At 40.0% G+C, this 14,554-nt stretch carries 11 protein-coding genes; 5 read left to right on the top strand and 6 right to left on the bottom strand.

Annotation, left to right across the window (positions count from 1 at the left end; all coding sequences use genetic code 11):
- From ABYD77_RS13080 to pdsR, 4 genes are all read right to left on the bottom strand, one after another.
- Positions 1–1,464, bottom strand: a 1,464-nt coding sequence (locus tag ABYD77_RS13080) for an amidohydrolase (RefSeq protein WP_372770564.1), incomplete at its 3' end; no start/stop codon positions are given.
- Positions 1,465–1,610: 146 nt separating this feature from the next.
- On the bottom strand, positions 1,611–1,907 hold the full coding sequence (locus ABYD77_RS13075; RefSeq protein ID WP_372770562.1) for a hypothetical protein: 297 nt from the start codon (positions 1,905–1,907) through the stop codon (positions 1,611–1,613).
- Positions 1,908–2,040: 133 nt separating this feature from the next.
- Positions 2,041–4,152, bottom strand: a complete 2,112-nt coding sequence (gene pdsS / locus ABYD77_RS13070) for a proteobacterial dedicated sortase system histidine kinase (protein ID WP_372770560.1) — start codon at positions 4,150–4,152, stop codon at positions 2,041–2,043.
- Between the two features lie 3 nt (positions 4,153–4,155).
- Positions 4,156–4,845 (bottom strand): proteobacterial dedicated sortase system response regulator, encoded by a 690-nt coding sequence (gene pdsR / locus ABYD77_RS13065; protein WP_372770558.1) that lies wholly within the window; start codon positions 4,843–4,845, stop codon positions 4,156–4,158.
- Positions 4,846–5,074: 229 nt separating this feature from the next.
- Between pdsR and pdsO the strand changes: the two genes are divergently transcribed.
- From pdsO to ABYD77_RS13045, 4 genes are all read left to right on the top strand, one after another.
- A complete protein-coding gene (gene pdsO / locus ABYD77_RS13060; RefSeq protein ID WP_372770556.1) occupies positions 5,075–5,800 on the top strand; it encodes a sortase-associated OmpA-like protein PdsO in 726 nt (241 codons plus the stop codon).
- Positions 5,801–5,813: 13 nt separating this feature from the next.
- The gene (locus ABYD77_RS13055) at positions 5,814–7,874 is read left to right on the top strand and encodes a VIT domain-containing protein (protein WP_372770554.1); all 2,061 of its coding nucleotides are present in this window, start codon (positions 5,814–5,816) and stop codon (positions 7,872–7,874) included.
- Positions 7,871–8,431 carry a sortase domain-bontaining protein gene (locus tag ABYD77_RS13050; RefSeq protein WP_372770552.1) on the top strand — a complete coding sequence of 187 codons (561 nt, stop codon included), beginning with the start codon at positions 7,871–7,873 and terminating at the stop codon, positions 8,429–8,431. Before ABYD77_RS13055 ends, ABYD77_RS13050 begins: the two co-directional genes overlap by 4 nt.
- Before the next feature lie 205 nt (positions 8,432–8,636).
- On the top strand, positions 8,637–10,079 hold the full coding sequence (locus ABYD77_RS13045; protein WP_372770550.1) for an ATP-binding protein: 1,443 nt from the start codon (positions 8,637–8,639) through the stop codon (positions 10,077–10,079).
- A 194-nt stretch (positions 10,080–10,273) separates the two neighbouring features.
- Here the strand turns inward: ABYD77_RS13045 and ABYD77_RS13040 are convergent, their stop codons facing one another.
- Positions 10,274–11,575, bottom strand: coding sequence for a serine hydrolase domain-containing protein (locus ABYD77_RS13040; protein ID WP_372770548.1), 1,302 nt, complete (start codon positions 11,573–11,575; stop codon positions 10,274–10,276).
- A gap of 57 nt (positions 11,576–11,632) precedes the next feature.
- Between ABYD77_RS13040 and ABYD77_RS13035 the strand changes: the two genes are divergently transcribed.
- Complete coding sequence (locus tag ABYD77_RS13035; RefSeq protein ID WP_372770546.1) at positions 11,633–13,159, top strand: LytR/AlgR family response regulator transcription factor; 1,527 nt, start codon at positions 11,633–11,635, stop codon at positions 13,157–13,159.
- A gap of 427 nt (positions 13,160–13,586) precedes the next feature.
- Here ABYD77_RS13035 and ABYD77_RS13030 read toward each other — a convergent pair whose 3' ends face one another.
- A complete protein-coding gene (locus tag ABYD77_RS13030; protein WP_372770544.1) occupies positions 13,587–14,081 on the bottom strand; it encodes a hypothetical protein in 495 nt (164 codons plus the stop codon).
- Between the last annotated feature and the right edge of the window lie 473 nt (positions 14,082–14,554).

Raw genomic sequence — 14,554 nt, 5'->3', positions numbered from 1 at the left:
TAACTTTTCCTCAGCAAGCCAGCCACCTTCTGGTGTACCCTTTTTATCTTGGCGAGAAACAGCCGCATACAGGCCGTGAAAAGCATTGGCTAGTTCAACTGGAAAGTCAGAACCAGCGGCTACACGTGAGCCTTGTTTTAAAAAGGTTTGCCATGCATAGGCGCCTGTTAAACGGTGTTTGCCTAATCTATCTTCCGCCATATGCATATCGGATGTTGCATGCACTGGTTGCATCGATGGAATAATCGCAAGTTGCTTAAAGCGTTTAATATCACTTGGCTCAACAATTTGTGCATGTTCCATACGGTTTCTAAGGAGTTTACCACCAGTTTTTGCGTAGACTTTTTCATAGGTGTCGAGTACTACGCGGTTGGCTTTATCACCAATGGCATGTGTATTAACGGTGAAGCCTGCTTTAAATGCTTGCGTAAACACATCTTCAAGCTCTTGATTCGACATTAACATTAAGCCTTTATGGCCAATTCGATCTTGATAGTCTTCAAGTAGTGCGGCGCCTCGGCTGCCTAATGCGCCGTCGGAATACACTTTAACACTTCGAATTGCCAGCATATCGTTATTATCAAACTTTTTGCCTGCTGCCAGTTGTTTGCTAAGTTGGCTATCTGTTGCGCTTAGCATGGCATAAATGCGAATTGGTAAGGTGTTTTTAGCTGCGCGCTCTAAATAAACTTGGTAAGTTAAGTCATCAATACCTGCATCATGAGCAGAGGTAATTCCTAGGCTCAGTAAATGCTCACCGGCAGCATCTAAGCGCTTATTCACTTCTGTTTTATCAATTTTAGGCATATGTTGATAAACCAACGGTTCTGCATTATCAATTAAAATACCTGATGGCTCACCATTTTCTAGGCGAATAATTTCACCCCCTTCAGGTGCTTTGGTGTCTTTGGTAATGCCTGCAATTTCAAGCGCTTTCGAATTCACCCAAAGGGCATGACCATCAACACGGGTAAGAGCTACAGGTCTGTGGTTGACAATCGCATCGAGATCTTTAGCGCTAGGAAACACCTTGCTTGGCCAATTTTCTTGGTTCCAGCCACGGCCAATGACCCAACCATCACTATTTTTTGCATATTCTTCAATTGCTTTTAGTGCATCTTTAAGCGAACTACTACTGCGTAAATCGAGCTGACTTTGATTTTTACCAAGGCCAATAATGTGACCATGAGCGTCAATAAGGCCTGGTAATAAGGTTTTGCCTTGCACATCAATTTTTTCAGCTGGGCTGTAGGTCGAAATAATCGATTTATCACCAGTGGCAACCACTTTGCCGTCTTTAATTACCAAGGTCGAAAATTCGTGAACGCCAGCTCTCTGTTTTAAGGTGTAACCGTTTGCGTTGTGTAAAATGGTGTAATCAGCAAAGGTTGCAGGTGCAATGGCGCTTAGGCCCAAACTAGTAACAGCGATGAATGCGCGCTTAAGTTGGTTTTTTGTTGTCATTGTTATTCTCACGCTTAGTGTGTGTATTCAGAATAGCAAAAACAGATTAAAAAATAAGTGGTTGATGAAGAAAAGTATTTAACGCCACTCATTAAGTGAAGTGGCGTTAAATAAAATGTGGTAGGGCGCTACCACATAGTCGAGGGTTATCTATGCAATAATTGCTCAGGAGTTTGAATCTGTGCGTTTAAGGCAACTAACAGAGTGGCTAACTTTTGCTCGTTTTCACAGTTGGTTGTCCAAAGTACAGCGGGTAAATTAAGTTGTTTGGAAAGTTTAAGCGCTGTTTCAACCACATAATTTAGCGAGTTTGCACAATTTGATACACCACGCGAAACAAGGTCATAACAATTAATACAAACCGCTTGCCAAAGCTCTTGTTCAACAATGATTGCGCTATTTAGAGATGCGAAATTAACTTCATTAAATTGGTTCGTTTGCATTACATGTCTACTTCTCAACTAATACAATAGCTTTATATCGCTTAGAATAATCAAAACTTGAGAAATAATTTTCCTGCATTCAATTTAAAGTGGTTTAAGGTTTTTAATTTCAGTGTGTTAGTGCACTTAAGAATTAATGTTCAAAGGTAACTAAAAATGCAACGCCGCCATCTTTGTTAGTGGCAGTTATGCTCGCACCGTGAAAATCACAAATTAAACGTGCCATGTACAAACCAAGTCCTAAATGCGGCTCTTTTTGTTTGCTTGACTCACGTACCGATACCATTGAATCAAAAATATGGTTTGCCATATCGCTTGGAAGAGCTGGACCTGCGTTAAAAATACTAAATAGCGCTTTGTTATTTTGCATTGTGTAGTTCACTTCAATTGCTGTTTCAGGTTCAGCAAAGTCAACTGCATTACTGATAAGCTTATCAAGTAGCTGAGCAATAAACTCAGGCACACCATTTAATATAAATGCTTCTTCACTTAAGGCTAACTTAAACGGTTTATCTGGGTAGGCAATGGAGTAGCCTTGCAAACACCCATTTATTACTTCGCTTAAGTCAAATTGCTCTTTTTGGCTATTTTCAATGGCATGCTCTAGGCGTGTTGCCTCGCTCATGGTAGTAAGAATTTTATTTAATCGAGCCACCCCTTCTTTTGCCCGTGCGATGTATTTTTGGCTAGGTTCATCGGTGTTTTGTAATTCTAAGCTTTCAAGGGATGAGCGAACTACAGCAACAGGGGTGCGCAGCTCGTGTGATAAACGCGAGCTCATATTTTCTAAATAATGGGTATAGCCACCAAGGCGATTAACAATATTGGCAAAGCTGCGTGAAAGGTCGCCAATTTCATCACTGGAAAATTGTTTTTCAATCTTACCCGTAACACGCCCTTGTGCATCAATGGCTTTTTCTGCTGCATCACGTAAGCGCCTGATACGCGTTGAGATAATAGATGCAAATAAAAACAAGCTCAACGTACCAATCAGCATAATCGCTAAAATTACATTAAACAGCTTTTCAAATGCTTTATTGCGGATTTCGCGAATGCCATTTGTGGTTTCTTCAGCAATTACGGCACCCATTACTTGGTCGTCAATCCAAATAGGGTAGGCAGCAGAGAGGATCACTGCTTTTTGATCAGGGGTTAAGCGCCATGTTGATTTTGCGTGGCCCTCAAGAGCTGCATTTATATGGCTGCCATCAAGTGCAGCGACATCACGGGTTATGTCGGTAAATTCTGTAGCAGGGCGAGTGAGAATTTTGTAATAAATTGGGTGCAAGTATTCTTCTTCAAACATCTCCCAGCGCGATTGCTTGCGCTTTTTAATGGCATCACCCCAACCACCATCGGCGCTTTTTATATTACCGGCATCGGCTAACACGCGGCGGTGCTGGTCTACAACAAACACTCTGCTGCCAGCACGTGCCATGCCTTTAATAATTTCTTCAATTTCAGGGGAGGGTACTAAAATTGAGCCTAAGCTTTGCAACTCACTGAGGTTTGACGTGGCGATTTCGGTTAAATCGTCTTCCCCTTGGTCTTTATCTAAAATAGCAAAACCTAATTTGTTACCAAGAAGGCTTAACGGCAAGCGCAGTTCAATATTGTAGCCTTGCTCGGTTAAACGGAAGTATCCCTGAATTTGGTTAAAGGGGATTTTTGTATCAGCGTCGAACGCGTTTACCCAACCAGCTTGCGTGGTTGATATTAAATAGGTTTTCACCACCCCTTCGGCATTGGTAAAGGCGATTTTTAAGTGATCATTACGCTCTAAACTAATGGTGTTTTTACCGCGCAGCACCACATCGTCATCGGTGACACTAAATTGTGCATACAAGTAGTTATTATACTTACCAACCATATGTTTAAACGAGATATCGGCATCGTTATGGGTTTTCTTATCTTGTGTTAAATAGGCGTCGCCATAATGCCAAACGAGCGGTAAATAGGGCTGCCATTCCTGTAATTTACCATCGAGTTGAATGGGTCCTACAATGTTGTAGGCGTAGAGATCGCGGCCTTTTTCAACTGAGTCTAAAAAGCTGGCTTGGTTGTCGAATAATTTGGGTCTGTCGTGCAGTGCTGTTGCTAAAGCGCGGCTAGTAGCAACTAGGTTCTTTTCTTGCCCTAAGCGTAAAAAATTTTCCATTTCAGCCACATATTGGTGACCAAGCCATGGCAGTAATAGCAAAAAGCTTGAGAGAACAACAACTTTAGTACGCAGACCAATTCTCATGGTTTATTTTGCCTCCCAGCGATAACCCATGCCATAAACAGTATCAATATGGTTAAAAGCCTCATCAACTTTCAAAAACTTTTTACGAATACGCTTAATATGTGAGGTGATGGTACTGTCATCTACGTAAATTTTTGCTTCACTCATTAAGTCATTACGCTGTTTTACATGGCCTGGGCGAATAGCCAAAGCATGTACCAACCAATATTCAGTTACAGTTAAATCAATGGTAACGCCCTGCCAAGTGACTTGCATACGCTCAGGATCAATCACTAAATTGCCACGCTCTATTAATTGCTCTTGCTGTTGTGGTGCATTAAGTGCCAGTTGGCGGCGGAAAATCGCTGAAATACGTGCAGCTAAATGGGCAAGGCTGATGTCTTTTGTTAAATAGTCATCTGCGCCCATGCGTAACCCCGATACGGTATCGATTTCGTTATCGCGCGCAGTTAAAAAAATAATCGGTAAAGTTTGGCTTTTTGCACGTAATGCTTGGCACAACATAAAGCCACCATCAATCTCATCACCTAGGCCAATATCAATAATGGCTAAATCTGGCAGGTTAGCTAATAACTCATTTTGCGCGCTAACACGGTCGGCATAGCCTTTAACTAAATAACCTTGGCCTTGCAGCATATCGATATAGTTTTCGCGAATAGCGTCTTGATCTTCAATGATGGCGATTTTTTTCATGGGTTACTGATAATTACCTACTCAATAGCCGCCACTATACCTAAAAATTGCGCAAAAAATAGGGACTGAGGCCAATTGCCATTTTTTTGCCACAATTGCTCATCGCATTGCCTTTTTTCACCCCAAAAATTGCCAGAACAGCTTGTTTTAATTACTCCAACGCAAACGGTGCAGCAGCATCAACATATAAACGCAGTAAAAAAATTAAAACACATTCTTGGAGAATATTATGAAAAAAGTACTTTTAGTTTCAGTAATCGCATTAGCACTTAGCAACCCTGCAATGGCAACAGAAAAAGAATTTGAAAAAGAGCCGTTAATTGGCTTTGGCGCTGGCGCAACGGTAGGTGCAATTATCGGTGGTCCGGTAGGCGCAGTTGCGGGTGGTATTGTGGGTATTTTTATCGGCAAGATTGAAGGGGATAAAGTTGATATTAAAGAGCAGCAATCTGAAATCTCGAAGCAGCAACAAACCATCGTTGCACTGCAACATAAAACATCAGATTACCAAGAGTTAGTTGCGTCTAAGCAGCAGCTAGAATCTCAGCTTGAACGCATTGCACAGCAACGTATCGACAATTTACTGGCAATGTCGGTGCAGTTCCGCTCGGGCTCTTCAGAAATTGAACCACACTTTGCTGAGCAATTGATTGAGCTTGCTGAAGTGATGAAACAACAACCAGAAATTTATCTCGACCTAAACGGTTTTGCTGACCAACGCGGTGATGATGAAAACAATTTAGCACTCTCAAATAAACGTGCCGGAAACGTAGCCGCATTTCTAATTAAACAAGGTATTAACCATAACCGCTTAAGCACTCATGGCTTTGGTGAAAGCCAAAGTATTGCCAAACAAAATGCAGAAGACAGCTTTGAAAGTAACGTGTTTGACCGCCGTGTAACCGTACATGCACGCATGCAAGAACAATCTCAAACCGCTAACAACCAATACTAGAGAGGGGCTTGTAATGTTACCAAAACACACAACAGGAGGTGAAAAAGAACAACAAGGTAAACGAAAAGGCGCGCATCTGCGCCTTTTCATCAACCTTGCTATTCTTTTTGTTGCTTGGCTTGCCTCGGCCATATTGTTTAGCGCGAAAGTGTCGGCGCAAGGGCTTATTTTAACTAATCAGGCAGGGCAAGAAGTTGAGCAAAGTGTGCTTAAATCGACCCACCTTGATATTCAAGTAAAAGGCATGCTGGCATTTGTTGAATTAAAACAGGTCTATCAAAATCCAGCATTAGAAACGCTCAATGGCAGTTACCAGTTTCCACTGCCAGAAAATAGTGCGGTATTTGCCATGGAAATGATGCTTGATAACCGCAAAATTATTGGTGAAATTAAAGAAAAACAGCAGGCTGAGCTGATTTATAAAAAAGCCCAGCAACAAGGCCATAAAGCCGCATTAGTTAAAAACCAAAGCGCCAATGTATTTAAAACCAAGGTGGCCAATATTGAACCGGGGCAGGAAGTCGCTGTTAAGCTGAGCTTTCAATTTCCATTAACCTATCAAGATGAAGTATTTAGCTTACGCTTACCAACAGTGGTTGCGCCGCGCTATTTTAATAATCTTGACCTTGATGAAAATGACCCGAGTAACCATTTTCAAACGCGTTCGCAAAGCAGTTTTCAACCTAATACATTAATGGCTGAGGAGGCGCCAACTCTCGATTTTTTGCCAAACACTGTGTTAACCACTTTCAATGCAAACAACAAGATTACTATCAATTTTGATGTGAACTTAGGCTTTGAACTCGATAGCATTTCTAGCCCAAGTCATATGTTGTCGGTAGTGCAAACCGGAAATACACAGTATCAACTGATTCCTACACCGCAAAGCTTAGTGGCAAATCGCGACTTTGATATTAAATTTGTGCCGCTTTTAACTGAGCAAATTACCACGCAAGTGTTCCATGAAAATATTAATGGCGAACTTTTTTACCAAGTGATGATGATGCCGCCTAAATCGGACTTTGTGTCGCACAGCTTACCCCGCGAATTGGTGTTTGTGATTGATACTTCAGGGTCGATGGCGGGCACATCATTAGAACAAGCAAAACAGGCGTTAATTTTAGCGTTGGAAAAACTCGGCACTGACGATCTTTTTAATATTGTGACATTTGATCATCAAGTTGAGCTGTTTAAACCAGAAGCCGTCGCTGCAACCTACTCGCAATTGCAAGCGGCAAAACGCTTTATTGCAGGGCTAGAAGCCGATGGTGGCACCGAAATAAATAGCGCATTAGCAGCAAGCTTTGATGGACAATTTGATGAAACACGCGTGCGCCAAGTGGTGCTATTAACTGATGGCGCAGTAGCTGATGCTGAATCCGTTAAGGACTTAGTAAAAAATCGCCGCGCTGATAGCAAGCTTTTTACCGTGGGGATTGGCAGTGCACCCAATAGCCATTTAATGGGCTTATTAGCCAAACATGGCAAAGGTGAAGCCTTGTTTATTAATAACCTTGAAAGCATCGCTGATGAAGTAGCTCTGTTAAGTGACAAGCTTAGCAATCCAGCACTTCAGAATATTCGCGTGTTAAATGATATGGGCTTACCACTTGTTGATAGCTTACCAACTGCAGATCTGTATTTTTCATCGCCGCTGGTGGCGTATTTTAAATTAGCACAACCAGCTCAAGCGGTGCAGATCGCAGGGGATGGTGTTAATGGTAAGTTCTTAAAAAGGGTTTCGCTTGAAAATGCGATTGCTGCAAAAGGCATCGCCCGCGCTTTCGCTAAAGAACACATTAACACGTTAGATTTAGTACAAGATAAAGCGGAAATAACTAAGCTTGGCATTCGCCATGGATTATTAACGCCATATACAACCTTTATCGCGGTAGAAGAATACTTTGGTGATGTTGCCAATAAACCATTTGAAGCGCCAAATATGCTGCCGCAAGGAAGTGCGATGCCTCAGACATCTGGCAATAACGACCGTTTGCTTTGGCTTGGCATTTTATTGCTAGTTGGCGGTTTTTTATTAGCCCTTTGGGGGCAAAAAGAGGATGCAGAAAAATGAACAGTAGGCGTAAATTGTTACGCCTTTTGGCGTTTTGTATTGCCGTGCTGGGCTTATTTTTAGTGTTTAAATCAAGCTATGTGTATGGCAAAGCGCAACTTGCTCAGTTTTTATTGTGGCAGGCATGGCAAGAAAATAAAACGGATGCCAATCGCCAGCAAAAAGCATGGTATTACGCCGATGGTTTTCCGGTTGGTGAACTCATTGTTGAAAGCAGAAATATTTCACTAATTGTGCTTAATGAGGCAAGCAATCGTAACCTTGCATTTGCCCCCGGTATTTGGCATCACCCAAGTAATAACATTTTAGTTGCCGCACATAACGACACCCATTTTAGTTTTGTTAAAGAGTTAAAGCTCGGCGAGCAAATTAGCTACCAAGCACAAGGTAAGGCGCAGCAACATTTTAAAGTAGTGAATAAAATGCATGTGGATTACCGAGATTCTAATTGGCTATTAGGGCTAGAAGGGTATTTAGTACTGATCACTTGCGAGCGACGCAACAGCTTGGATTTAGTGCCAGAGGGAAGGGTTGTGGTTGTAGCAAAGAATAGCTAATGTATTGTTTATTTGAATAATGTGCTTTTTATGCCGGTATTGAATGGATTGGTTTATGCAACTAAAAAGGGGGGGAGATTGGAATGCATATTGGCATGATAAAATCCTTATAAAATGTAGTGGTAATTTCTTAAAGATAAACTAAAATAATCCTAGTTAGACTGTTTAATGTACAAAATAGCGTAAATGTCAAAGGAGAGACAGCATGATTGCCCTAATCAATATTCCTGATGATGTTGTCAATAACGTGACAGCTCAATTGCATCAACAACAAGTTGGAACTTATCATTTATTGCAAGATGAGTTGGTGTTAGAAAATATTTCTAATCCCAATCCTTATAATTGCAAGGTTATTTACCTCTCTGAACTCTCGCAAGATAAACTGATTTCACTCGATATCAATAATCAAGATGGCGTTATTTTAATTACCGATAAGATTGATTACGAATTAGAAAGAGCGGCTGATTTTGCCAATGTGCACTTGATAATAGAAAAAGAAGATCCTGAATTAGCGGTGATCATTGCCGGACAAATAAAACAGTTTTCGCTAAATCGGAGTATGTCTTGTTTGATTGTAGATGACTCAAGAGTTGATAGTTTAGTTTGCGCGAAAATGCTTGAAAAAAACCTATTACAAGCTGATATTGCGCACTCCCCTTCCGATGCCATTGACATGGCAAGCAATAAGAATTACCAACTGTTTATCTTGGATTTTGAAATGCCAAAAATGTCAGGAAATGAGCTATTTAGAACCCTAAAAAAAGCACATGGAAATGCCATTTATGTAGGAGCCACTGCGAGTAAAAACAATGCGATGAGATTTTTAAACGCGGGACTAGATGATGTATATGTTAAACCTATAGATATTGAGATGTTTTCGGTCAAACTACAAAAAACTATTTTTGATTATCATCAACAACAAGAAATTTATGAGACAGCTCAACATTTCAAAACTTTAATTATGCGTATTGCGCACGATATTCGCTCTCCAATCTCCCTAATGAATAATATATGTGATCTTCTTAGCTATAAATTGGGCAATAATGCAGACTCTGATATTGTTGAGTTAGTTGACTTATATCACCGAAATTATCTAAAGATCGATACATTACTCAATGAAATGTTGAATTACTTTAAAGCCACCACCGAGCGGATAGAAAACAAACTCCAAGCTCACTCTTTAAAAGCCCTAATTGCGAAGCAACTATCGTTAGAAGTGCTTACATCAAGCGATAAGAACATTGTAATCAATACCAATTTTGATAAAGATGCTCAAATTTTATGTGATAGTCATGAAATAGAGTCAGTCATCACTAATTTAATTAATAACGCTGTGAAATATTCGAAAGTGGGTGGACAAATTGACTTGCGTTTACATGTAAGAGAGCATGACGTACTTTTTGAGGTGGAGGATTGTGCTGAGCCCATCCCACTAGAAGAATATCAGTATTTATTTAAGCCTTTCTCAAAGTGTCCAAGTAGCAAACCTACGAAAGGAGAGATGTCACTTGGCTTAGGCTTATCACTATGTAACGAGCTGATCCGTTATCATGGGGGAGAGCTGGGATTAAAGGCTGGTGAAAAAGGTAATATTTTTTATTTTCAATTACCTTTAAGTAAACATGAACAGCAACGAGTTACTCATTAAGGGTTATTAAAAACTTTTTTGATGAAGCACTAATTTGTCGGGAGAAACTAGAACGCCGCAGGCGGTCTTTAGATAAAAAGAGGGATCTTGAACAAGAAAAGTAACATAAAGCCTAAGGATGGGCTTTTTCGAAATGTATGGAAGCATAATTTAGCAGTCACTTAGAATTTTAAGTAACTGCTAAAAATCAAAAACTACCTTTCACTTCCAACCCCTACCGGCATGGTATCCATTTGCGGCTCGGTATCTTCTCTCTCACGCTTATCATTAATCACCATACCAGCAAATTGGTAAGCTAATAACTGGATCTCTCTTCGGCTTGTTTGCCCTTTACCGTTTGTCATAATGGCTACTGATATATTGTGTTCTGGGACCAATAACATAAATGCGTTTGATCCGACAGAAACACCACCATGATGGATAACATCAACTTCCTGCTCGTTTTCAAGAATCTGTTTAGTTTTATGGTGTCGCCATCCAAGTGAGTAGTACTGCGGGTTGTTTTGGCCATCTGGCATTTTTTGAACTGTAGTCATTTCCATAAAACTTTGTTTGGTTAGCAGCGTGTTACTAAGTAATGCACTACCTAATTTTACTAGTTCGGTCGGGGTTGAGACTAACCCACCACCGGCAACCTTATTAGACAGGTTTTGCTCTGGAGTTCTGCCATATAACCCCTTATCAGATACATAGAATTTAGCTAAGCTATTTTTGGATGTTAACAAATGTTCTGCCTGGGTACTTACAAGACCTAATGGCTCGGTAACAAGTTGTTGCAATAGTGACTCAAATGTTCGACCACCTGCAGCTTCAATGACAGCGCTAAGAAGTGTGTATCCATGAGTTGAATAAGCAAAGTTTTGCCCTGGCACAAACAATAAATCATCGTCTTTAAACTGCTGCAACGCATCATTGGTACTTTCAAAAGCTATATTTGACAAGCTGTCGGTAGGCGGGAATTTTAATGGTTCAAACTGATAGTGTCTTACGCCACTAGTGTGGCTTGCAAGTTGTCTAATCGTAATTGGTTGGCTGTATTTTGGATAATCTGGTAGATAATCTTGGATTGGCGCATCTAAATCGATCAAGCCTTCTTCGACCATTCGCATTAGAACAACAATTGTAAGAGGTTTCGATACACTGCCAATTCGATACTGAGTAGAAACATTAGCTGGATTAAGAGGTTCAACACTTGCTAAACCTACTGTGCCAGCCCAGGCAAGATCACCGTCTACGTTTATTGCACCAGATATTGAAACAGAGCGTAATTTATCGGCGAGGTTAACCAGATTAGTTTGCGCACTTTCGCGCCAATGGGGTAAAGATGAAGTGTTCTGTGAAATATCTTGATAAGATAAATGTGCTTCTGGTAATGGGTGTTTAGGTGTGTCCCACTTCCAACTCCAATACTGCAATGCAGCTAGGTAGCTTACTATTAGAACCAAAGGTATGGCAAACCACTTAGCTATGACTTTTTTAGTGATATGTTTCTTCATAAAATGTATCTCTTTTTACATATTGCGATGATGCGTTTATATTGTGGCTAGATTTATATGGTGCATACTGTTTTCGAACAACATCAAAGTGATAAAACGCCCTGGAAGTGGATGAGTAACTCACAAAAACGGACCAAAGGCTCAATGAGCATTTGGCAATTTACGCTATTGTTAACAATCATTTATATAATTGGCTTGGCTATTTCTCATAATAGCTCAATAACTGAACTGACATATTGGTCAGGCTATAAGCTCGAACGTATGAACGATCAAAATAAATGGGTAACGGGCAATCGCTTTAATACTCGGAGTAATAATAATATTCAGACCCTTCGATTTAGCGTAGATATTGATAGTTCAGGTAAGTGGAAACGTCCTGTTGGCCTTAAAATCGGTGGCCCCTTTTCTGCAGAAGTGTTTTGGGATAACGAGTTAATCGGGAATAAAGGTAAAGTAGGAAAAAATAAGGAGGAAGAAATTCCGGGCTTAATCGATGAGATCTTTTTCGTTCAGCAACGAATGTTAACTCCTGGTACTCATCACATTAAAGTGCGCTTATCAACTCAGCATTTAACATTCTCTGATAGTTCTGTTTTTCATTTTATCGAACTCGGCCCCTATCGAGAGAGCGGAAGGCGAACATTGCGCTATTACATTACCCCTTTGATTATTTTAAGTGCATTGATTCTGGTAAGTTTTCAAAGTATTAGAATAGGTCAACATACTGGTAATATTACTCATAAAGGCTTGGGGGTATTTGGTTTTTTTGTGGTTGTTCTATTGCTATCAGAAATATCCAGAGCGATTGTTAATTATCAGTATCACTTTCACGACTTAAGGGGTCTTATTGGCTGGTTTGGCAATACTGCTGCAGGATTAACCTTAGTGTTTATTTGCATAAAATTAGTTCAAAGCCAGCGCTTAAAGGGCTTCATGTATTTGTGCATTGGGCTAGTAATTATCACCTATTTTATCCCAATGGATAGTGGTGATAATCGCCGTGCCATGGAGTTTATTTTATTGGTCACAATCCCAGCATTGGTGTTAGTAGTATTACTTTTTAAAAAGCAAGTCAGTTACTTATCTACTTTACCGCTTTTTTGTTTTGCATGTTTAATGTCTAATTCAATGTCTACAGCATTATTTCTAGATAGTTTTCAATTTGTTGCTGCGTTTATTTTGATAGCCGGTGCTTGGATATATGTTTATGTAAAAGAGCAATCGCCTGAAGTTGAAGAGCAAAATATTACAAATCGCTTTTTGATAAAAGGGTCTAAAGGGGAACAAACCATTTTGACTGAAGATTGTATTGCGCTTAAAGGTGAAGGGAATTATACCACCCTTATGTTAGTATCGGGTGAGCAAGTCTTGCATCAAGATGGTTTGGGTACAATCATGACATTGCATCCGAAAGACTTTGTAAGAGTTCATAAATCCTATGCCGTTAATTTAAATTATGTAGTACGATTGCGTTCAGCGCCTGGTAGTAAGTATTGGCTTGAAATGAACAACCAACAAACTATCCCAGTAAGCCGTTATAAGGCAGTTGAAATACGCAGTTTAGTCAATAGTCATCAGCCTTAGCTGACGCATAATAAGTATCGATAAATTGATTTAGATTCTTGAGACAAAATGACAACTACAGCAAGCTGTTGTAAGTCGCTACGATATAGGTCGTTTTTTAGAGTTAGCTGTTCTAAACGGCAAAAAAAACTGACTGCTTTAAAAGTTAACCACACTTAATTGCTAGTAATTCATATCTGATCTTACCATCACTATGAATGTATTTTAACTTCATCTGACAGACTACTACGAGCGTTTAGACGACGGCTGCTCTAACGCTCTTTTGGACAGAATCGTGTTAGTTATGGAGGACAGTTGTGTGCCAAAAACTGTCATTCGTAATGCTAAGCTAACGGGCAGTGACGTAGCGCGAGAATAGCGAAGCTGCGCTGAGTTACTGTCCCTGTGACCGAAGGGAACGCGTTAAGCGTTTTGTTAGATGCCATTGCTAACTATTTCCAGCGAACTGATTTTTGGGCGCTGAATTTTGCCAATAAAGTATAAAGAAAAAACCAAAATAAATTGCCATTAAATGACCTGTTATAAATCTAATCTGATAAGGGACTCTTGCCTCGAACTCTCTTTGCGATATCTTTTTGTAGTATCGTTTTGGTTCGTAAACTAGCACGTAATAAGAACCATTTTCTACTTTGGTGGTTCCACCTTTTTCTGAGTTTATGTGAAAACTAACCACGCTATAGATCGCAATTAGTGCGAAGAAACTGAAAGAAAAAGGAAATCTAGCCAGAAGGCCACTGAGACTATTATCAAATTGTTGTTTTCCGAACGTTCCTCGCTTAACAGAAATGAGCCCAAGACAAACTAACCCAAGCAATAAAACCTGAGAAATTGTTACAAGCTCGATAGGTATGTTCACACTAGTGAAGCTTAAAATATGAATCAATGCAGTATAAACAGCACTTACTAAGGCAAAATATTTCATTGGCATCTAACAGTTTATTAAGAGGCAAGTTGCCTCCTTTTCTACCGCAACATCGCCTGTTTACATACTGAAGCAATTTATAACACTAATAATTAGTCGTTACCAGTCAGATAGTTATTTGAAAATTAACATTTTATCAGTTGCAAAAAACAGGCAAATTGCCTGTCAATATTATTAAGGGGGAAATAATCATTAATAAATGGAATAGGCATAATTTTTACTTCTAACAACTAAGAGTTTGATATGTTCATTGAGTAATTTATTCAATGACCGTTGTTCGCTCAAATGAGACCTTGAAGACTGTTGCTGAGATAAAACTCTTCCATTAATCAAACCTGAAAAAGTGGCTTAAATGAATAATGCGAGACAGGGAGCGAAGCGGTCGAGCAAGCCATGCTGAGGCAGGGATGCCGATTCATGGCGTTTATGTTCATATTTAAGACACGTTGAAGATAAGTTTGATTTTTGGGCGT

This window comes from Pseudoalteromonas sp., from assembly GCF_041629635.1.
In the GTDB taxonomy this organism is placed as follows: domain Bacteria; phylum Pseudomonadota; class Gammaproteobacteria; order Enterobacterales; family Alteromonadaceae; genus Pseudoalteromonas.
Note: the sequence above shows the minus strand (reverse complement) of the source record. Positions and strands in the feature narration are given on the sequence as shown.